Annotated in this window: 17 protein-coding genes; 11 read left to right on the top strand and 6 right to left on the bottom strand. The window is 66.5% G+C overall.

Translation table 11 applies throughout. The features are described 5' to 3' along the window. Positions 1 to 93: 93 nt before the first annotated feature. Both typA and thiI read right to left on the bottom strand, forming a co-directional pair. The gene (gene typA / locus SZ55_RS10875) at positions 94 to 1,911 is read right to left on the bottom strand and encodes a translational GTPase TypA (RefSeq protein ID WP_044405428.1); all 1,818 of its coding nucleotides are present in this window, start codon (positions 1,909 to 1,911) and stop codon (positions 94 to 96) included. A gap of 129 nt (positions 1,912 to 2,040) precedes the next feature. Beyond that, on the bottom strand, positions 2,041 to 3,495 hold the full coding sequence (gene thiI / locus SZ55_RS10870) for a tRNA uracil 4-sulfurtransferase ThiI (RefSeq protein WP_044405426.1): 1,455 nt from the start codon (positions 3,493 to 3,495) through the stop codon (positions 2,041 to 2,043). A 331-nt stretch (positions 3,496 to 3,826) separates the two neighbouring features. On the opposite strand from thiI, the gene glnA reads away from it, so the two are divergent. The 5 genes from glnA to ntrC all read left to right on the top strand — a co-directional run bounded on the left by glnA (position 3,827) and on the right by ntrC (position 9,307). Further along, positions 3,827 to 5,230 (top strand): glutamate--ammonia ligase, encoded by a 1,404-nt coding sequence (glnA, locus tag SZ55_RS10865; RefSeq protein ID WP_044405511.1) that lies wholly within the window; start codon positions 3,827 to 3,829, stop codon positions 5,228 to 5,230. 197 nt (positions 5,231 to 5,427) lie between these two features. Continuing rightward, a complete protein-coding gene (locus tag SZ55_RS10860) occupies positions 5,428 to 5,979 on the top strand; it encodes a DUF4124 domain-containing protein (RefSeq protein WP_044405424.1) in 552 nt (183 codons plus the stop codon). 2 nt (positions 5,980 to 5,981) lie between these two features. Next, entirely contained in the window at positions 5,982 to 6,599 is a 618-nt protein-coding gene (locus SZ55_RS10855; RefSeq protein ID WP_044405422.1) for a DUF4124 domain-containing protein, read from the top strand. A 189-nt stretch (positions 6,600 to 6,788) separates the two neighbouring features. Continuing rightward, a complete protein-coding gene (gene glnL, locus SZ55_RS10850) occupies positions 6,789 to 7,874 on the top strand; it encodes a nitrogen regulation protein NR(II) (RefSeq protein WP_044405420.1) in 1,086 nt (361 codons plus the stop codon). Further along, complete coding sequence (ntrC, locus tag SZ55_RS10845; RefSeq protein ID WP_044405418.1) at positions 7,871 to 9,307, top strand: nitrogen regulation protein NR(I); 1,437 nt, start codon at positions 7,871 to 7,873, stop codon at positions 9,305 to 9,307. Before glnL ends, ntrC begins: the two co-directional genes overlap by 4 nt. Positions 9,308 to 10,025: 718 nt before the next feature. Here ntrC and SZ55_RS10840 read toward each other — a convergent pair. After that, positions 10,026 to 10,400 carry a hypothetical protein gene (locus SZ55_RS10840; protein WP_236692407.1) on the bottom strand — a complete coding sequence of 125 codons (375 nt, stop codon included), beginning with the start codon at positions 10,398 to 10,400 and terminating at the stop codon, positions 10,026 to 10,028. A gap of 64 nt (positions 10,401 to 10,464) precedes the next feature. On the opposite strand from SZ55_RS10840, the gene SZ55_RS10835 reads away from it, so the two are divergent. Beyond that, positions 10,465 to 10,926, top strand: coding sequence for a tRNA (cytidine(34)-2'-O)-methyltransferase (locus SZ55_RS10835; RefSeq protein ID WP_044405415.1), 462 nt, complete (start codon positions 10,465 to 10,467; stop codon positions 10,924 to 10,926). A gap of 66 nt (positions 10,927 to 10,992) precedes the next feature. On the opposite strand, the gene secB is transcribed toward SZ55_RS10835, so the two are convergent. From secB to SZ55_RS10820, 3 genes are read right to left on the bottom strand one after another with little or no spacing between them, the layout of a single operon-like run. Then, positions 10,993 to 11,463: a protein-export chaperone SecB gene (gene secB, locus SZ55_RS10830; protein ID WP_044405414.1), complete on the bottom strand. Its 471-nt coding sequence runs from the start codon at positions 11,461 to 11,463 to the stop codon at positions 10,993 to 10,995. Positions 11,464 to 11,499: 36 nt separating this feature from the next. After that, positions 11,500 to 11,754: a glutaredoxin 3 gene (gene grxC, locus SZ55_RS10825; protein WP_044405413.1), complete on the bottom strand. Its 255-nt coding sequence runs from the start codon at positions 11,752 to 11,754 to the stop codon at positions 11,500 to 11,502. A 1-nt stretch (position 11,755) separates the two neighbouring features. Then, on the bottom strand, positions 11,756 to 12,169 hold the full coding sequence (locus SZ55_RS10820; RefSeq protein ID WP_044405412.1) for a rhodanese-like domain-containing protein: 414 nt from the start codon (positions 12,167 to 12,169) through the stop codon (positions 11,756 to 11,758). Positions 12,170 to 12,312: 143 nt separating this feature from the next. Between SZ55_RS10820 and gpmI the strand changes: the two genes are divergently transcribed. The 5 genes from gpmI (at position 12,313) to SZ55_RS10795 (ending at position 19,159) form a co-directional block, all read left to right on the top strand. Beyond that, complete coding sequence (gpmI, locus tag SZ55_RS10815) at positions 12,313 to 13,848, top strand: 2,3-bisphosphoglycerate-independent phosphoglycerate mutase (RefSeq protein ID WP_044405411.1); 1,536 nt, start codon at positions 12,313 to 12,315, stop codon at positions 13,846 to 13,848. A 126-nt stretch (positions 13,849 to 13,974) separates the two neighbouring features. Continuing rightward, positions 13,975 to 15,237 carry a murein hydrolase activator EnvC family protein gene (locus tag SZ55_RS10810; RefSeq protein WP_044405410.1) on the top strand — a complete coding sequence of 421 codons (1,263 nt, stop codon included), beginning with the start codon at positions 13,975 to 13,977 and terminating at the stop codon, positions 15,235 to 15,237. 31 nt (positions 15,238 to 15,268) lie between these two features. Beyond that, positions 15,269 to 16,603 (top strand): S41 family peptidase, encoded by a 1,335-nt coding sequence (locus tag SZ55_RS10805; RefSeq protein ID WP_044405409.1) that lies wholly within the window; start codon positions 15,269 to 15,271, stop codon positions 16,601 to 16,603. Between the two features lies 1 nt (position 16,604). Continuing rightward, positions 16,605 to 17,588 carry a divergent polysaccharide deacetylase family protein gene (locus tag SZ55_RS10800; RefSeq protein WP_236692406.1) on the top strand — a complete coding sequence of 328 codons (984 nt, stop codon included), beginning with the start codon at positions 16,605 to 16,607 and terminating at the stop codon, positions 17,586 to 17,588. 71 nt (positions 17,589 to 17,659) lie between these two features. Continuing rightward, positions 17,660 to 19,159, top strand: a complete 1,500-nt coding sequence (locus SZ55_RS10795) for a hypothetical protein (protein WP_044405408.1) — start codon at positions 17,660 to 17,662, stop codon at positions 19,157 to 19,159. Positions 19,160 to 19,201 lie beyond the last annotated feature (42 nt).

Here is a 19,201-nt window from a genome sequence, read left to right as displayed (position 1 = left end):
GAAACAGCGGCACTGCCAGGGGTGGCAGTGCCTCTCAACAAAAAGCCCCCGCCGGATCGCTCCGGCGGGGGCTTTTCAGTTACTGATCGGAGATCAGACCTTGCTGCGCTCGTAGCGCTTGCGGTCGTTCTCGTTCAGCATTTTCTTGCGCAGGCGGATGGACTTCGGCGTCACTTCCACCAGTTCGTCGTCGGCGATGAATTCCAGCGCCTGTTCCAGGGTGAACTTGATCGGCGGAACCAGGGCGATGACTTCGTCCTTGCCGGAAGCGCGCATGTTGTCGAGCTTCTTGCCCTTGGTGGGGTTGATCACCAGGTCGTTGTCACGGCTGTTGATGCCGCACAGTTGGCCTTCGTAGATCTCATCGCCCGGGGCGAGGAACAGCTTGCCGCGGCTCTGCAGGGTTTCCAGCGAGTAGGTCAGGGCGGTGCCGGTGGCCATGGAGACCAGTACGCCGTTCTGACGGTTGGTGACTTCGCCGGCCTTGATCGGGCCGTAGTGGCTGAAGGTCGAGGTCAGGATGCCGGTGCCCGAGGTCAGGGTCAGGAAGTTGTTGCGGAAGCCGATCAGGCCACGTGCCGGGATGGTGTATTCCAGGCGTACACGGCCCTTGCCGTCGGGGATCATGTTGGTCAGATCGCCCTTGCGCAGGCCCATCTGCTCCATCACCGAGCCCTGGTGCTGCTCTTCGATGTCGATGGTGACGTTCTCGTAGGGCTCCTGCTTCTCGCCGTCCTTCTCGATGATCACCACTTCCGGACGGCCTACGCCCATCTCGAAGCCTTCACGGCGCATGGTTTCGATCAGTACGGACAGGTGCAGCTCACCACGACCGGAGACCTTGAACTTCTCGGCGGAATCGCCCGCTTCGACGCGCAGGGCGACGTTGTGCAGCAGTTCCTTCTCCAGACGGTCCTTGATGTTGCGGCTGGTGACGAACTTGCCTTCCTTGCCGGCGAAGGGCGAGTCGTTGACCTGGAAGGTCATGCTCACGGTGGGCTGGTCGACGGTCAGCGGCGGCAGGGCTTCGACGTTCTGCGGGTCGCACAGGGTGTCGGAGATGAACAGTTCGTCCATGCCGCTGACGCAGACGATGTCACCGGCTTCGGCTTCGGCGACTTCGACGCGCTGCAGGCCGGAGTGACCCATGATCTTCAGGACGCGGCCGTTGCGCTTGCTGCCGTCGTCGCTGACGGCCACCACCGGGGTGTTGGTCTTGATCTTGCCGCGGGCGATGCGGCCGATGCCGATCACGCCGAGGAAGCTGTTGTAGTCCAGCTGGGAGATCTGCATCTGGAACGGGCCTTCGGTGTCCACCACCGGGGCCGGGACGTGGTCGATGATCGCCTGGAACAGGGCGTCCATGTTGTCGTCCATCTTCTCGTGGTCGAGGCCGGCGATGCCGTTCAGGGCGCTGGCGTAGACGATCGGGAAGTCGAGCTGCTCGTCGGTGGCGCCGAGGTTGTCGAACAGGTCGAAGATCTGGTCGATGACCCAGTCAGGGCGCGCGCCCGGACGGTCGATCTTGTTGACCACGACGATCGGACGCAGGCCGGCCTTGAAGGCTTTCTGGGTCACGAAGCGGGTCTGCGGCATAGGGCCGTCCTGGGCGTCGACCACCAGCAGCACGGAGTCCACCATGGACATCACGCGCTCCACCTCGCCACCGAAGTCGGCGTGGCCGGGGGTGTCGACGATGTTGATGTTGTAGCCGTTCCACTTGATGGCGGTGTTCTTCGCCAGGATGGTGATGCCGCGCTCTTTCTCCTGGTCGTTGGAGTCCATCACGCGCTCGGATTCCGCTTCTTTGCGGTCGAGGGTGCCGGAGAGCTTCAGCAGTTTGTCTACCAGGGTGGTCTTGCCATGGTCGACGTGGGCGATGATGGCGATGTTGCGCAGTTTTTCGATCACGGGTGTATCTCGATCAGGGGATTCGGTGTGCCGCTGAGTCTAGGCGGCCTGTATGAAGATCAGTCGATTCGGCGCGGCCGCCGGTCGGGGGGGCGGTGACGGATGCTGCCGCCGTAGAGCCCGGGCTGTTTAAGCCGGGCGATAAACGCGCACATTCGTATGCCCCTCGCTGAGCAGGTGGTGGGCGTGGAGGCGGCTCATGACGCCCTTGTCGCAATACAGGAGGTACTGGCGGTTGGCGTCCAGGTCCTTGAAGCGGCTGTTGATCGCGTAGAAGGGCAGCGTTTGCACGTCGATGCCTTCCAGCGCCAGCGGCTCGTCTTCCTGGGCGTCGGGGTGGCGGATGTCGAGGATGATCTGCCCCGGCAGAGCCTCGCGCACTTCCTCCACCTGCAGGTCCTGGCCCATCTCGTCGATCACGCGGTCGATGGCCACCAGGCGGGCGCGCTCCAGGGCGCGCTCCAGCACGGCCATGTCGAACTGCTCTTCCTCGTGCTCGATGCGGCCCGGCTTGGCGCGGGTGGTGGGGTTCACCGAGATCACGCCGCAGTATTCGGGCATGTGCTTGGCGAACTCGGCGGTGCCGATGCGGGTGGCGGTGTCGATGATGTCCTGCTTGTGGCTGGCGATCAGCGGGCGCAGTACCAGCATGTCGGTGGCCGAGTCGATCACCGAGAGGTTGGGCAGGGTCTGGCTGGACACCTGGGAGATGGCCTCGCCGGTCACCAGGGCGTCGATGTGCAGCTTCTTCGCCATGTGGGTGGCGGCGCGCAGCATCATGCGCTTGAGCACCACGCCCATCTGGCTGTTGTCGACCTTGCCGAGGATCTCGCCGACCACTTCCTCGAAGGGCACGCTGATGAACAGCACGCGCTGGGAACGGCCGTACTTCTCCCACAGGTAGTGGGCCACTTCCATCACGCCCACTTCATGGGCACGGCCGCCGAGGTTGAAGAAGCAGAAGTGGGTCATCAGGCCGCGGCGCATCATCTGGAAGGCGGCGACGGTGGAGTCGAAGCCACCGGACATCAGCACCAGGGTCTGCTCCAGGGAGCCCAGCGGGTAGCCGCCGAGGCCTTCGTGCTGGTGGTGGATGACGAACAGGCGCTGGTCACGCACTTCCATCCGCACTTCCACTTCCGGGTTCTTCAGCGAGATGCCGGCGGCACCGCACTCGCGACGCAGGCGGCTGCCGACGTGGCGCTCCAGCTCCATGGAGCTGAAGCTGTGCTTGCCGGCACGCTTGCAGCGCACGGCGAAGATCTTGCCGGGCAGCTGGTCGGCGTAGTGCAGCTTGCACTTCTCGAAGACGTCGTCGAAATCACCCAGCGGGTATTCGTTGATTTCCAGGAAATGAGTGATGCCCGGCGTGCAGCTCAGGCGCTCGATCATCTCGGCCAGCAGCTTGGGCTCGGTGCACTGGGTCACCAGCTCCAGGTTGTCCCAGACGCCAGACACCTCGACATCCGGGTCGAGGTCGCGCAGCACGGACCGGATGTTCTTCGCGAGCTGGCGGATGAAGTGCTTGCGCACCGGCCGGCTCTTGATGGTGATTTCTGGGAAGACCTTGATGATGAGTTTCATGGAAAAACTGCGCCCGCAAAGGCGACGGAAAAAGAGGGGCGCGGATTATAGCGGAAATTGTTCAAGCTTTGACCAAAATCAATCACGCACCACAATCGAGCACCAATAAGGTGCACAACGCATCAAACCGGCACGTTTATGGTGCGCAAAACTGTGCACAAACCGGCCGCAGTCCCCGCCCCGCCTGAGCTGTGGGGCTCCGGCCCATTCCTGGGCACTGGCACGCAAATTGCTCCCTTGTGAGGCAGGTCGCCCTGGCGGACTATCCCGCCCCGGCTTCACCTTTATTGGGGGTCGCATGAATGCCGCCCTCATCCACCTGGAGGACAACATGTCGAAGTCGCTTCAACTGATTAAAGAACACGACGTGAAGTGGATTGATCTGCGCTTCACCGACACCAAAGGCAAGCAGCAGCACGTGACCATGCCGGCCCGTGACGCCGACGACGATTTCTTCGAACACGGCAAGATGTTCGACGGTTCGTCCATCGCCGGCTGGAAAGGTATCGAAGCCTCCGACATGATCCTGCTGCCGGATGACAGCACCGCCGTCCTGGACCCCTTCACCGAAGAGCCGACCCTGATCCTGGTCTGCGACATCATCGAGCCGAGCACCATGCAAGGCTACGACCGCGACCCGCGCGCCATCGCCCGTCGCGCCGAGGAATACCTGAAGTCCACCGGTATCGGTGACACCGTATTCGTCGGTCCGGAGCCCGAGTTCTTCATCTTCGACGAAGTGAAGTTCAAGTCCGACATCTCCGGCTCCATGTTCAAGATCTTCTCCGAGCAGGCCTCCTGGAACACCGACGCCGACATCGAAGGCGGCAACAAGGGCCACCGTCCGGGCGTGAAAGGCGGCTACTTCCCGGTACCGCCGGTCGACCACGACCACGAAATCCGTACCGCCATGTGCAACGCCCTGGAAGAAATGGGCCTGGTGGTCGAAGTTCACCACCACGAAGTGGCCACCGCCGGCCAGAACGAGATCGGTGTGAAGTTCAACACCCTCGTTGCCAAGGCTGACGAAGTCCAGACCCTGAAGTACTGCGTGCACAACGTCGCCGACGCCTACGGCAAGACCGTGACCTTCATGCCGAAGCCCCTGTACGGCGACAACGGCTCGGGCATGCACGTTCACATGTCCATCTCCAAGGATGGCAAGAACACCTTCGCTGGCGAAGGCTATGCCGGCCTGTCCGATACCGCCCTGTACTTCATCGGCGGCATCATCAAGCACGGCAAGGCGCTGAACGGCTTCACCAACCCGTCCACCAACTCCTACAAGCGTCTGGTGCCCGGCTTCGAAGCCCCGGTCATGCTGGCCTACTCCGCCCGCAACCGCTCCGCCTCGATCCGCATCCCGTACGTCAACAGCCCGAAAGCCCGCCGCATCGAAGCGCGCTTCCCGGACCCGGCTGCCAACCCCTACCTGTGCTTCGCAGCCCTGCTGATGGCCGGCCTGGACGGCATCCAGAACAAGATCCACCCCGGCGATGCCGCCGACAAGAACCTGTACGACCTGCCGCCGGAAGAGGCGAAAGAGATCCCGCAGGTCTGCGGCAGCCTGAAGGAAGCCCTGGAAGAGCTGGACAAGGGCCGTGCCTTCCTGACCAAGGGCGGCGTGTTCTCCGACGACTTCATCGATGCCTACATCGAGCTGAAGAGCGAAGAAGAGATCAAGGTGCGCACCTTCGTGCACCCGCTGGAATACGACCTGTACTACAGCGTCTGATCCAGTCGCCTGCCCAGGCAGCGTGCCGCACCAGCGGCACGTTTCGAGAGGCCTCCTTCGGGAGGCCTTTTTTCGTCCCCGCAACCCCGTTCCCGGCCCGGGTTTTCGGCGACACCGCACAGCACCGGCAGCCCGAACTTGCCAGCACCGCCTACCGGTGCAAGGCTTAGCGCCATTCCCATCCGGAGAGACCGGCCATGCGCCCCATGCTCGCCTGCCTGCTGCTGACGCTCGCCCTGCCCGCCAGCGCGCAGATCTACAAGTACACCGACGCCAACGGCCATACCGTGTTCACCAACCAGCCGCCGGAAGGGGGCAAGGTGGAAACGGTCGACCTGCCTCCGACTAACACCGTCGAGGCCCAGAAACCCGTTGCCACGCCACCGGTTACGTCCGAGAAGAAGGCCAATGCCGCCTACGAACAACTGAGCCTTGAATTGCCGGATGAAGAGGCCCTGCGCGCCAATAACGGCACCTTCAGCGTTCCGGTACGCATCAAGCCACGCCTGCAGCCTGGCCACAGCCTGCGCCTGGTGATGGACGGTCAACCTTACGGCGAGCCAGCCAATGTGCCCCGCTTGCAGGTGGTCAGCGCGGACCGGGGCGAGCACAGCCTGGCTGTCCAGGTGCTGGAGGGTGACAAGGTGGTGCAGCAGAGCGATGCCCAGACCTTCACCCTGCAGCGGGTCAATACCCATAGCCCGGCCCTTCGCCCGAAACCTATTCCCAAACCCACTCCCAAACCCTAGTCATGCGCACGCTCCTGTTCTGCCTGCTTCTCGCCAGCCTGCCCGCCGTCGCCCAGGTCTACACCTACATCGACGAGGAGGGAAACCGCGTCTTCACCGACCAGCCCAAGCCCGGCAATGCCAAGCGCATCGAACTGGCCCCCTCCAACGCCATGACCCCGCAGCGCGGCGCGCCGCTGGTGGCGCCACCGGCCCCCATCCCCCGCGAACAGGGCTACCAGGTGCTGCGCATCCTGATCCCCGAGCCTGATGCCACCGTTACCGGCGACGGCGGCCTGATCGTCACCGCCACCAGCGACCCGGTACTGCGCGACGGCCACAACTACCGCCTGGTGCTCGACGGCAACGTCCAGGGCGAGCCCGGCCGCAGCCCGGTCTTCCCCCTCAGCAACCTGGACCGGGGCACCCACCAGCTGGCGGTGGAGATCATCGACACGCAGGGCCGCGTGGTGGAGCGCACCCCCAACCAGCCGGTGCACGTGAAGCGCGTGTCCCTCGACCAGAAGCGCCGCGTGAAACCCTGCAAGAAAGCCGACTGGGGCGTGCGCCCCGAATGCCCGCTGAAGGACAAGCCGAAAGAGCCGGACAAGGGCATCATCGGCATCCTGCCGTTCCTCTGATCGCGCCTCGCACCATTTCGGTGCGAGCAGGCGCACCACTTTCTATACTCTCCCCATTTTGGTTCGCCCGCTGCGCCCCGGCATGCGCCGTCGCGTGGCCGGGCACCGCTGTGGGCGGCATTCCGCGCGTCTTTTCAGGGCTTGGTTTGCTTCTTGCATTTTCCCGCGCATCGCCGAGATGACCGACCCATGACCATCAACGACGCCCTGCATCGACTGCTGCTCGACAACCTGACCACCGCGGTGATCCTGCTCAATGCCGACCTGCGCCTTGAGTACATGAACCCGGCGGCGGAAATGCTCCTGGCCGTCAGCGGCCAGCGCAGCCACGGCCAGTTCATCAGCGAGCTGTTCACCGAATCCCCCGAGGCCCTGGCTTCCCTGCGCCAGGCCGTGGAACAGGCTCACCCCTTCACCAAGCGCGAGGCCATGCTGACCTCGCTCTCCGGGCAGACCATCACGGTGGACTACGCGGTGACGCCCATCCTCAACAAGGGCGCCACCCTGCTGCTGCTGGAAGTGCACCCCCGCGACCGCCTGCTGCGCATCACCAAGGAAGAGGCCCAGCTCTCCAAGCAGGAGACCACCAAGTTGCTGGTGCGCGGCCTCGCCCACGAGATCAAGAACCCCCTGGGCGGCATCCGTGGCGCTGCCCAGTTGCTGGCCCGGGAGCTGCCCGAGGAAAGCCTGAAGGACTACACCAACGTCATCATCGAAGAGGCCGACCGCCTGCGGAACCTGGTGGACCGCATGCTCGGCTCCAACAAGCTGCCGCAGCTGGCCATGACCAACGTCCACGAGGTGCTGGAGCGCGTCTGCAGCCTGGTGGAAGCCGAGAGCCAGGGCGGCGTCAACCTGGTGCGCGACTACGACCCGAGCATCCCGGACGTGTTCATCGACAAGGAACAGATGATCCAGGCCGTGCTCAATATCGTGCGCAACGCCATGCAGGCCCTGTCCGGCCAGAACGACCTGCGCCTGGGCCGCATCACCCTGCGCACCCGCACCCTGCGCCAGTTCACCATCGGCCACACCCGCCATCGCCTGGTGGCCAAGGTCGAGATCATCGACAACGGCCCGGGCATCCCCCCCGAGCTGCAGGACACCATCTTCTACCCCATGGTCAGCGGGCGCCCGGACGGCACCGGCCTCGGCCTGGCCATCGCCCAGAACATCATCAGCCAGCACCAGGGCCTGATCGAGTGTGAGAGCCACCCCGGCCACACCGTCTTCTCGCTCTTCCTGCCGCTGGAACAAGGAGCCGCATCCTCATGACCCGAAGTGAAACCGTCTGGATCGTCGACGACGACCGCTCCATCCGCTGGGTGCTGGAAAAGGCCCTGCAGCAGGAAGGCATGACTACCCAGAGCTTCGACAGCGCCGACAGCGTGCTCAGCCGCCTGACCCGGCAGCAGCCGGACGTGATCATCTCCGATATCCGCATGCCCGGAGCCAGCGGCCTGGACCTGCTGGCACGCATCCGCGAGATGCACCCGCGCCTGCCGGTGATCATCATGACCGCCCATTCCGACCTGGACAGCGCAGTCGCCTCCTACCAGGGCGGCGCCTTCGAGTACCTGCCCAAGCCGTTCGACGTCGACGAGGCCGTTTCCCTGGTCAAGCGCGCCTTCCAGCACGCCCAGGAACAGCAGAACCTGGTGGCCCCGGCCAACCAGCCGCGCACCCCGGAAATCATCGGCGAAGCGCCGGCGATGCAAGAGGTGTTCCGCGCCATCGGCCGCCTCAGCCACTCCAACATCACCGTGCTGATCAACGGCGAATCCGGCACCGGCAAGGAGCTGGTGGCCCATGCGCTGCACCGCCACAGCCCGCGCGCCGCCTCGCCCTTCATCGCCCTGAACATGGCGGCGATCCCCAAGGACCTGATGGAGTCCGAACTGTTCGGCCATGAGAAAGGCGCCTTCACCGGCGCGGCCAACCAGCGCCGTGGCCGCTTCGAGCAGGCCGACGGCGGCACCCTGTTCCTCGACGAGATCGGCGACATGCCCGCCGACACCCAGACCCGCCTGCTGCGGGTGCTGGCCGATGGCGAGTTCTACCGCGTGGGCGGCCACACCCCGGTGAAGGTGGACGTGCGCATCATCGCCGCCACCCACCAGAACCTGGAAAACCTGGTGCAGGCCGGCAAGTTCCGCGAGGACCTGTTCCACCGCCTCAACGTCATCCGCATCCACATTCCCCGGCTGTCCGACCGCCGCGAGGACATCCCCGCCCTGGCCCGCCACTTCCTCGCCCGCGCGGCGCAGGAACTGGCCGTGGAGCCCAAGCTGCTCAAGCCGGAGACCGAGGAATACCTGAAGAACCTGCCCTGGCCGGGCAACGTGCGCCAGCTGGAGAACACCTGCCGCTGGATCACCGTGATGGCCTCGGGCCGCGAGGTGCATGTCGACGACCTGCCGCCGGAACTGCTCACCCAGCCTCAGGATGCCGCCCCGGTCACCAACTGGGAGCAGGCCCTGCGCCAATGGGCCGACCAGGCCCTGGGCCGTGGCCAGTCCAGCCTGCTGGACACCGCCGTGCCCGCCTTCGAGCGGATCATGATCGAGACCGCCCTGAAGCACACCGCCGGCCGCCGCCGCGACGCCGCCGTGCTGCTGGGCTGGGGGCGCAACACCCTGACCCGCAAGATCAAGGAACTGGGCATGAAAGTGGACGGCGCCGACGAGGACGACGGCGACGACGCCTGACCCCTCCCCGCCCTCCAAGGCCGCCTGCGGGCGGCCTTTTCATTGGCAATCGCTCTGCAGCAGGCCTTTCAACGCATCAGCCGCCTGCCCCGCACCTGTGCAACCGTTCGATCAGATGCCCCAGCCCTGTGCCGAAGCACGGGCTCAGCGCCTACCTGTCAGCCCCCCTTTCAGCTCTCCGCGAAGGCACTGCCTGTAAGGCTGCAGGCCGCGTATCCACTGGCTTGCAGCGTTATCCACAGCCGACAGAACCACGCCGGAACACAACTTGGCACAGCCTCTGCATTGGCCCTGGTACATACAGTTTCAGGGGCCCTTGGTACAGGCAGGCCGAGAAGCCCCCTCTTTACATGCACCACCCGCTGCCCGGTCCCGCGTCGAGCCCCGCTCCGCGACCGAACAGCGGCAAACCCTTTCGGGGGCCCAGGTACAGGCAGGCCGGGGATTCCCCTTTCTTACAACCGCTCGCCGCCGTCGCCCCAGGCACGGCAACGGGCAAAACCCTTTCGGGGACCTTGGTACAGGCAGGCCGGGGAATCCCCCTTCTTAAAGCCGCTCGCAGCCGCCGCCCCAGGCGCGGCAACGGGCAAACCCTTTCGGGGACCTTGGTACAGGCAGGCCGGGGAATCCCCTTTCTTGTAGCGCTCCAGCCACGCACCGTGGCGAGCACCCTTCAGGGGCTTCGGGTACAGGCAGGCCCGGAGCCCTTTTCTTTTCCCTACCCTTCGTGCAGGTCGATGGACAGGCGCCACTGGCCGTCCACCGAAGCCCCCTGCCACTCGCCCTTCAACGGGCGCATGGCCACGAAGTGCAGCACCGCCCCGGCGGGCGTCATCTGCAATCGCCAGTTCACCGGTCGCCCTGCCATCTGCAGACGCCCCTGGGCCGACTGGGCGCGCGCCTCGAAGACGAAGGCCAGTGCGCCGTCACGGTGCTCGGCGGTCTGGCGCGGCGTGCGGTTGAACCACAGCACCAGGCCACCCTCGGCCACCTCGATGCGCTCCAGGCGGGTGGGCTCGGGCTCGGTGAGGCGGCCGATCATCATTCCCAGCAGCAGGCCGAAGATCGCCAGCGAGCCGATGAAGCGCGGCAACAGACGCCTACGCTCGTCCTTTTCGGCGCTAGAATGCCGCCCTGTTTCGGGCTCGGGGCCACGCATGTTCCACGTCATCCTCTTTCAACCGGAAATCCCGCCAAACACGGGCAACATTATCAGGCTGTGTGCCAACTCGGGCTGCGACCTGCACCTGATCGAGCCCCTGGGCTTCGAGCTGGACGACAAGCGCCTACGCCGTGCCGGGCTGGACTACCACGAGTACGCCACCCTGCGGCGTCATCCCGACCTGGACAGCTGCCTGGCCAGCCTCGGCCACCCCCGGGTGTTCGCCTTCACCACCAAGGGCAGCCGGCTGTTCCACGATGTCGCCTTCGAGAAGGGCGACGCGTTTCTCTTCGGCCCGGAGAGCCGCGGCCTGCCGGACGACGTGCGCAACGCACTGCCCGAATCCCAGCGCCTGCGCCTGCCGATGCGCCCGGGCTGCCGCAGCCTGAACCTCTCCAACAGCGTCGCCGTGGCGGTCTACGAGGCCTGGCGCCAGCACGGCTTCTGCCTGGACTGACCCCGGGCCGGTCGCCGCCAACAAAAAAGCGCCCCGAAGGGCGCTTTTTCATGGAGCCGGAACGGCTCAGGCCTGGGCTTCGCCACCCTGGATACGCGCCATTTCCTGGGCGTACAGGGCATCGAAGTTGACCGGGGAGAGCATCAGCGCCGGGAAGGAGCCGCGCACCACCAGGCTGTCCAGGGTTTCGCGAGCATAGGGGAACAGGATGTTCGGGCAGAAGGCGCCCAGGGTATGGCTCATGGACGCCGCATCCAGGCCCTTGATCAGGAAGATGCCGGCCTGCTGCACTTCAGCGATGAAGGCGGTTTCCTCGCCGTTCTTCACGGTCACGGACAGGGTCAGCACGACTTCGTAGAAGTCGCCGTCCAGGTTCTTCTGGCGGGTGTTCAGGTCCAGCGCGACACTGGGGGACCACTCCTGGCGGAAGATCTCGGGGCTCTTGGGGGCCTCGAAGGACAGGTCACGCACGTAGATGCGCTGCAGGGAGAATTGCGGTGCGGCTTCCTGGGAAGCGCCGTTTGCTTGTTCAGTCATTTGGCAGAACCTTCTTGTTCGTCCGTTACCGGAGGGTCAAGCCTCGAGCAGGGCATCCAGCTTCCCGGCCCGCTCCAGGGCATAGAGGTCGTCACAGCCGCCCACATGGGTCGGGCCGATCCAGATCTGGGGCACCGAGGTGCGGCCCGCCTTGCGGGTCATCTCGGCGCGTACATCAGGCTTCCCGTCCACCTTGATCTCTTCGTACTGGACGCCCTTGCTCTGCAGCAGCTGCTTGGCTCGCATGCAGTAGGGGCACCAGTCGCTGGAATAGATGACGACGTTCGGCATTTCACTTCACCAGGGGCAGGTTTTCGCCGCGCCAGCTGCCGATACCGCCGGACAGCTTGAGCGCATTGAAACCGGCCTTCTTCAGGTCACGGCAAACGGTGCCAGCGTGCTGGCCCATGGCATCGACCACGATGATGGCCTTGTCCTTGTGCTTTTCCAGCTCGGCCATGCGGGCGGCGAGCTTCTCGAAGGGGATGTTCAGGGAGTCGACGATGTGGCCGGTGCCGAAGTCCTTCACCGAGCGCACGTCCAGCACCAGGCCCTGGCCGGCGTTGACCAGCGCGGTCAGCTCGCGGGTGCTCACCGCACGACCGCTGCGGCGCAGTTCATGGGCGATCAGCAGCACCAGCAGGACGACGAAGATAGCGCTCAGCACATAGTGGTTAGTGGCAAATTCAATCAGGTGGGCAAGCATCGACGGGTCCCGGGGCGGTAAAATGCCGGCCAGTATACACAGCGCCACAGGTCCACCAAACCCCGGCCAGCGGTGACGTACAAGGAACTTGTACGTAAAATGCCGCTCCCTTTTTGCTCACGCCCCCTTGCGAGTCGGACGCCATGACAGCCACGCCCAAACCCCTGGTCCTGATCATCCTGGACGGCTTCGGTCACAGTGACAGCCCGGACTACAACGCCATCCACGCCGCCCGCACCCCGGTCTACGACCACCTGCGCGCGACCCAGCCCAACGGGCTGATCTCCGGCTCCGGCATGGACGTGGGCCTGCCCGACGGGCAGATGGGCAACTCCGAGGTGGGCCACATGAACCTCGGCGCCGGCCGCGTGGTTTACCAGGACTTCACCCGCGTCACCAAGGCCATCCGCGACGGCGAGTTCTTCGCCAACCCGGTGATCGTCGACACCGTGGACAAGGCCGTCGCCGCCGGCAAGGCCGTGCACTTCATGGGCCTGCTCTCCGATGGCGGCGTGCACAGCCACCAGGACCACCTGGTCGCCATGGCCGAACTGGCCGCCCAGCGCGGCGCCGAGAAGATCTACCTGCACGCCTTCCTCGACGGCCGCGACACCCCACCCAGGAGCGCCCAGCCCTCCATCGAACTGCTCGACGCCACCTTCGCCCGCCTCGGCAAGGGCCGCATCGCCAGCCTGATCGGCCGCTACTACGCCATGGACCGCGACAACCGCTGGGACCGCGTCGAAGCCGCCTACAACCTGATCACCGAAGGCCGTGGCGAATTCGCCGTCGCCACCGCCACCGAAGGCCTGGCCGCCGCCTACGAGCGCGGCGAGAGCGACGAGTTCGTCAAGGCCACCACCATCGGCGCGCCGGTGCGGGTGGAAGACGGCGATGCCGTGGTGTTCATGAACTTCCGCGCCGACCGCGCCCGCGAGCTGTCCCGTGCCTTCGTCGAGCCGGGCTTCAAGGAATTCGCCCGTGCCCGCGAAATCGCCCTGGCCGGCTACGTGATGCTGACCCAATACGCCGCCAGCATCCCCGCCCCCAGCGCGTTCAAGCCCGAATCCCTGAACAACGTGCTCGGCGAATACCTGGCCAACAACGGCAAGACCCAGCTGCGCATCGCCGAGACCGAGAAGTACGCCCACGTCACCTTCTTCTTCTCCGGCGGCCGCGAAGAGCCCTTCGCCGGCGAAGAGCGCATCCTCATCCCCTCGCCCAAGGTCGCCACCTATGACCTGCAGCCGGAGATGAGCGCCCCCGAGGTCACCGACCGCATCGTCGACGCCATCGAGCACCAGCGCTACGACGTGATCATCGTCAACTACGCCAACGGCGACATGGTCGGCCACACCGGCGTGTTCGAGGCTGCGGTCAAGGCCGTCGAGTGCCTGGACACCTGCCTGGGCCGCATCACCGCCGCCCTCGACAAGGTCGGCGGCGAAGCGCTGATCACTGCCGACCACGGCAACGTCGAGCAGATGGAAGACGAAGCCACCGGCCAAGCCCACACCGCACACACCTGCGAGCCCGTGCCCTTCATCTATTACGGCAAGCGCCCCGCCCGCATCCGCGAAGGCGGCGTCCTCGCCGATGTGGCCCCCACCGTGCTGACCCTGATGGGCCTGCCGGTGCCACCCGAGATGACCGGCACCCCGATCGTCGAGCTGAAATGACCCCGGGGCCGACCGCCGGCCCCTCGGATTGGTCCGAATGCCCCGGTGCGCAGGCCCCGGGGCGTTTTTTTTACAGAGCGTGACGGGCATACTAGGCCGGTCCTCCCGCCTGGTGACGCACCCCTCATGTTCCGCGCCTTCACGTTCCTCCTCTGCGCCTGCCTCCTGGCACCGGCCTTCGCCGACGAACGCGCCCAGACCCAGCAGCAGCTGGACCAGGCCGCCAAGGACGTCGCCGAGCTGAAGAAGCTGCTCAAGCAGCTGCAAGAGGAAAAATCCGGCGTCCAGGCCGACCTGAAGAAGACCGAGTCCGACATGGGCCAGCTGGAGAAGCAGGTCAAGGACCTCCAGCAGGAGCTGGACAAGGGCGAAGGCGAGGTGAAGCGCCTGGATCAGGAGAAAAAAAAACTCCAGGGCGCGCGCGCTGAACAGCAGCGGCTGATCGGCATCCAGGCCCGCGCCGCCTACCAGAGCGGCCAGCAGGAATACCTCAAGCTGCTGCTCAACCAGCAGAACCCCGAGAAGTTCGCCCGCACCCTCACCTACTACGACTACCTCAGCCAGGCGCGCATGGAGCAGCTGGCCACCTTCAACGAGACCCTGCGCCAGCTGGCCAACGTCGAGCGCGACATCGCCACCCAGCAGGCCGCCCTCGTCGAGCAGAAAAGCGCCCTGGACGGCCGCCGCGAGCAGCTCGCCACTCTACGCAAGGAGCGCCAGCTGGCCCTGGCCAAGCTCAACCGCGACGTCAGCGACCGCGACCGCAAGCTCAAGGCCCGCGAGCAGGAGCAGGCCGAGCTCGGCCGTGTGCTCAAGACCATCGAGGAAACCCTGGCCCGCCAGGCCCGTGAAGCCGAGGAAGCGCGCAAGCGCGAGCTGGCCGAGCGCCAGCGCCAGGAAGAAGCCCTCAAGCGCACCCCCGGTACCCCGCCGCGCACCGTCGAAGGCCCGCTGGTCTCCAGCGCCGGCACCTCCTACGGCGGCCCGTTCTCCAGCGCCCGGGGCAAGCTGCCCTGGCCGGTGAATGGTCGCCTGGTGGCGAGATTTGGAACTCCGCGCGGCGAAGACGAACGAACCAAGTGGGACGGTGTGCTCATCGGAGCCTCCGCCGGCAGCCAGGTGCGCGCCATCCATGGCGGGCGCGTGGTGTTCGCCGACTGGTTGCGCGGCGCCGGGCTGCTGGTCATCCTCGACCACGGCAACGGCTACCTGAGCCTGTATGGCCACAACCAGAGCCTGTTGAAGAACGCCGGCGACGTCGTCAAAGCCGGTGAGTCCATCGCCACCGTCGGCACCACCGGCGGCCAGGACACACCCGCGCTGTATTTCGCCATCCGCCAGCAGGGGCGCCCCAGCGACCCCGCACAGTGGTGCCGAGCGCAAGGATAAGCGCCACCCAATCCCGTAGGAGTTGATACGCATGCCGCATCTGTCCCGCCTTACCCCCCTGGCCATGGCCCTGGCGCTGCTCATGGGCTCGCCGCTCATCCACGCCGCCCAGGAGTCCAAAGCCGCCGCGCCCGCTGCAGCCGCACCGGCCCCGGCCCCCGGCAAGGCGCCCCTGCCCCTCGACGAGCTGCGCACCTTCGCCGAGGTGCTCGACCGCATCAAATCGGCCTACGTCGAGCCGGTGGACGACAAGACCCTGCTGGAGAACGCCATCAAGGGCATGCTCAGCAACCTCGACCCGCACTCCGCCTACCTCGAACCCGAGGCGTTCCAGGAACTGCAGGAAAGCACCAGCGGTGAATTCGGCGGCCTGGGCATCGAAGTGGGCACCGAGGACGGCTTCATCAAGGTCGTCTCGCCCATCGACGACACCCCCGCCTCCAAGGCCGGCATCCAGCCGGGCGACCTGATCGTCAAGATCGACGGCCAGCCCACCAAGGGCCTGTCGATGATGGAAGCGGTCGACAAGATGCGCGGCAAGGCCGGCAGCCCCATCGTCCTGACCCTCGTGCGCGAGGGCGGCCAGCCCTTCGACGTCGAGCTCAAGCGCGCGGTGATCAAGGTCAAGAGCGTCAAGAGCCAGCTGCTGGACAAGAACTACGGCTACATCCGCATCACCCAGTTCCAGGTCAACACCGGCGAGGAAGTGGGCAAGGCCCTGGCCAAGCTGCGCAAGGACAACGGCGACAAGAAGCTCGCCGGCCTCGTGCTGGACCTGCGCAACAACCCCGGCGGCGTGCTCCAGGCCGCGGTGGAAGTGGCCGACCACTTCCTAACCAAGGGCCTGATCGTCTACACCAAGGGCCGCATCGCCAACTCCGAGCTGCGCTTCTCCGCCGACCCGGCCGACGCCAGCGAAGGCGTACCGCTGGTGGTGCTGATCAACGGCGGCAGCGCCTCGGCGGCCGAGATCGTCGCCGGCGCCCTGCAGGACCAGAAGCGTGGCGTGCTGATGGGCACCGACAGCTTCGGCAAGGGCTCGGTGCAGACCGTGCTGCCGCTGAACAACGACCGTGCCCTGAAGCTCACCACCGCGCTCTACTTCACCCCCAACGGCCGCTCCATCCAGGCCCAGGGCATCGTCCCGGACATCGAGGTCAGCCGCGCCAAGGTGACCCGCGAGCAGGACACCGAGAACTTCAAGGAAGCGGACCTGGCCGGCCACCTCGGCAACGGCAACGGCGGCGCCGACCGTCCCAGCTCCAGCAAGGGCAAGGCCGCTGCAGCACGCCCGCAGGACGACGACTTCCAGCTGAACCAGGCCCTCAACCTGCTCAAAGGGCTCAACGTCACCCGCGGAGAGTAGGGTGCGTCGCCGTGCCTGGCTGCTCGCGCTGCTGTTCGGCGCGCTGGTGGCCGAGGCCCGCGAGCCGTTGCCACCCCTGCCCCGGCTGCCCCTGGCGGCGCCGGAGCAGGCGCCGGTGGCCCAGCCGGAACCGATCCGGCCGGGCCCGCTGGTCCTCAACCCGCGGGCTCCTGCTGTCGGTGCCTCACCGGCACCCGCCCACGCACCTGCCCCTGTTCCCGCTCCCGCAAACCCCACGCCATCTCCGGCCAAACCCTCGGCCAAGCCCGCTGCACCGGCCAGTCACGCACGGCCCCGCCTGACGCTGATCATCGACGACCTGGGGCAGACCCCCGAGCGCGACCGCCGCGTCCTTGCCCTGCCGGCCACCGTCGCCCTGGCGATCATCCCCGACACCCCTCACGCCACCGACCTGGCCCGGCGTGCCCACGACGCCCGCCGCACGGTGATGCTGCACCTGCCGATGGACCCCGCTGGCGGTCCCTTCGCCTGGCACCCCGGCCTGCCCGAGGCCGAGCTGGCCCGGCGGCTGGACGCAGCCTTCGCCGCCGTGCCCTACAGCCAGGGCGTGAACAACCACATGGGCAGCCGCATGACCGCCCAGCCCGAGGCCATGGCCTGGCTGATGAAGCGCCTGCAGGCCGACCACCGCTTCTTCGTCGACAGCCGCACCAGCGCCGCCACCGTCGCCGCCGCCGAAGCGCAGAAGGTCGGGCTGGCCAGCCTCTCCCGGGATGTGTTCCTCGATGACGACCAGCACCCCGAGGCCATCGCCCGGCAGTTCGAGGCCGCCCTCAGCCTGGCGCGCAAGCAGGGCACTGCCGTGATGATCGGCCACCCTCACCCGGCCACCCTCGCCCTGCTCGAACGCGAGCTGCCACGCCTGGCCGCCCGCGGCTTCGAGCTGGTGAGCGTGCCGCAGATGATCGCCCTGCGCAGCAACCGCGCCATGGCCGCCCACGGCAAGGGCGGCCAGTACCGCTAGCACCGCGCCAGCCTGGGCAAGCGCGCGCCAGGGCTATAGGCTGGCCGCCCGCCCTGAATGGAAGCCCACAAATGCCCCTCCGCCGTGACCACTTCGTCCCGCTCGCCGCCGTGGCCCTTGCCGCCGTGGTGCCCCTCGGTTTCATCTGGATCATCACCAGCGCCAAGCTGGAACTGGGCGGCTCCAGCCCCGACGAGGCAGTGGTCGGCAGCGTCGAACGCATCGAGCAGCGCGCCATGGAGCAGTACTGCACCGGCGTCGTGGCCACGCCGCGCAACACCTGGCTGGTGGGGCGCATGGAAGGCGACCGCTCCGAGGACGAAGCGGTCGGCCAGGACCTCGGCCAGTTGATCCGTGGCGAGAAGAAGCCCGACGACGGTGACGAGCCGAGCACCTTCACCCCGTTCTTCGGCGGCCTTTCACGTGAAGCACAGACCACGTACCTGTCGCGACTGGATGAGCAGGGCCGCTTCGTCCAGGTCGCCCGCCTGGACGAGACCGCCTGCCTGGTGGCCAATGCCGACGGCAGCAGCCTGTTTCTGCTGACCGGCGTGGATCGCCCCGGCAAGGACCCGCTGGAGGGCCTGCAGCAGACCGTGGTGCTGCGCAGCGATGACCAGGGTGCCAGTTGGCAGGTGCTGCCGGACGGCTTCTTCCCCGAGGCCGATAACCTGGCCTGGTCCCTCAAGCCCTACTTCCACGATGCCGACCAGGTCTGGGCCTGGGCCACCCTGCCGCAGAGCGCCACCCCCAGCGCGGCGTACGACTACGAGCCCGACACCGTCGCCGACAACCGTGCCGGCCTCTACTACTCCCCCGATCGCGGGCATACCCGCCAGGCCCTGGCCGCTTCGGAGAACCTGCTGGTGGGCCTGGACGAGATCCGCAAACGCGCGCCAGCCGACGCCGAGTGGGGCGACGGCGCCGGGACCTTCGGCACCATCACACCGCACGTCTGGCAGTACGACGACGACCACGCGGCGCTGTGGATCGGGCAGTCCTTCCTCTACGGCAAGCCCGGCGGGCGCTACCTCGACACCCCGCTGTTCGTCACCACCCGCGCGGAGCTGGTCCGCGAAGGCGGGCAATGGCGCATCGGCCCGCTGCAGCGGGACACCGGCGTGCTGGTGGAAGATCTGGTGGGCACCGGCCAGGGCCAGGTGTACGGCGTGATCAGCCGGGAGGGCGAACGGGCCACGGAGGTGGCCGAGTGGCAGCGGGACAGCGGCACCTGGCAGGTCAACGGCACGTTGCCCACGCCCTTCTGGCCGCTCCCGGCGTCCAGCGGGCTGCGAGGGTTCCTGGCGGGTAACGGCGTGCTGCTGGCCAATACCGACAGCCGCTACGAAGTGCCCCAGTGGCTGTACCCCACGGAGGATGGCGAGTCGGCGCGTATTTCAGCGGATGCGGTGTTCTATTCCCGCGACGGCGGCCGCTCCTGGTCGCGCCTGGCCATCGCCGGCTACCTGGGCGTGCTCGGGCTGGACCGCAATCAGGACCGGGTGTTCTGGGCCAAGGGCAACTGGTACGACAGCAACGACCGGCGCATCTATCGCTACGGACTGAAGTAAGGCGAAGCCGGCGCACCCTTACGGCGCGCCGGCTGGGAGATG

It is taken from the genome of Pseudomonas sp. FeS53a, from assembly GCF_000931385.1.
In the GTDB taxonomy this organism is placed as follows: Bacteria; Pseudomonadota; Gammaproteobacteria; order Pseudomonadales; family Pseudomonadaceae; genus Metapseudomonas; species Metapseudomonas otitidis.
The sequence above is the reverse complement of the archived record's forward strand: the minus strand, read 5'-3'. Positions and strand labels throughout refer to the sequence as shown.

Bases quoted from the DNA above. Each gene is read 5' to 3' on its own strand.
- SZ55_RS10860 (WP_044405424.1), top strand. From the start codon at position 5,428: ATGCGCCCCATGCTCGCCTGCCTGCTGCTGACGCTCGCCCTGCCCGCC.
- glnL (WP_044405420.1), top strand. From the start codon at position 6,789: ATGACCATCAACGACGCCCTGCATCGACTGCTGCTCGACAACCTGACC.
- glnA (WP_044405511.1), top strand. From the start codon at position 3,827: ATGTCGAAGTCGCTTCAACTGATTAAAGAACACGACGTGAAGTGGATT.
- ntrC (WP_044405418.1), top strand. From the start codon at position 7,871: ATGACCCGAAGTGAAACCGTCTGGATCGTCGACGACGACCGCTCCATC.
- SZ55_RS10820 (WP_044405412.1), bottom strand. From the start codon at position 12,169: ATGCTTGCCCACCTGATTGAATTTGCCACTAACCACTATGTGCTGAGC.
- thiI (WP_044405426.1), bottom strand. From the start codon at position 3,495: ATGAAACTCATCATCAAGGTCTTCCCAGAAATCACCATCAAGAGCCGG.
- SZ55_RS10835 (WP_044405415.1), top strand. From the start codon at position 10,465: ATGTTCCACGTCATCCTCTTTCAACCGGAAATCCCGCCAAACACGGGC.
- secB (WP_044405414.1), bottom strand. From the start codon at position 11,463: ATGACTGAACAAGCAAACGGCGCTTCCCAGGAAGCCGCACCGCAATTC.
- SZ55_RS10855 (WP_044405422.1), top strand. From the start codon at position 5,982: ATGCGCACGCTCCTGTTCTGCCTGCTTCTCGCCAGCCTGCCCGCCGTC.
- gpmI (WP_044405411.1), top strand. From the start codon at position 12,313: ATGACAGCCACGCCCAAACCCCTGGTCCTGATCATCCTGGACGGCTTC.
- SZ55_RS10795 (WP_044405408.1), top strand. From the start codon at position 17,660: ATGCCCCTCCGCCGTGACCACTTCGTCCCGCTCGCCGCCGTGGCCCTT.
- grxC (WP_044405413.1), bottom strand. From the start codon at position 11,754: ATGCCGAACGTCGTCATCTATTCCAGCGACTGGTGCCCCTACTGCATG.
- SZ55_RS10805 (WP_044405409.1), top strand. From the start codon at position 15,269: ATGCCGCATCTGTCCCGCCTTACCCCCCTGGCCATGGCCCTGGCGCTG.
- SZ55_RS10810 (WP_044405410.1), top strand. From the start codon at position 13,975: ATGTTCCGCGCCTTCACGTTCCTCCTCTGCGCCTGCCTCCTGGCACCG.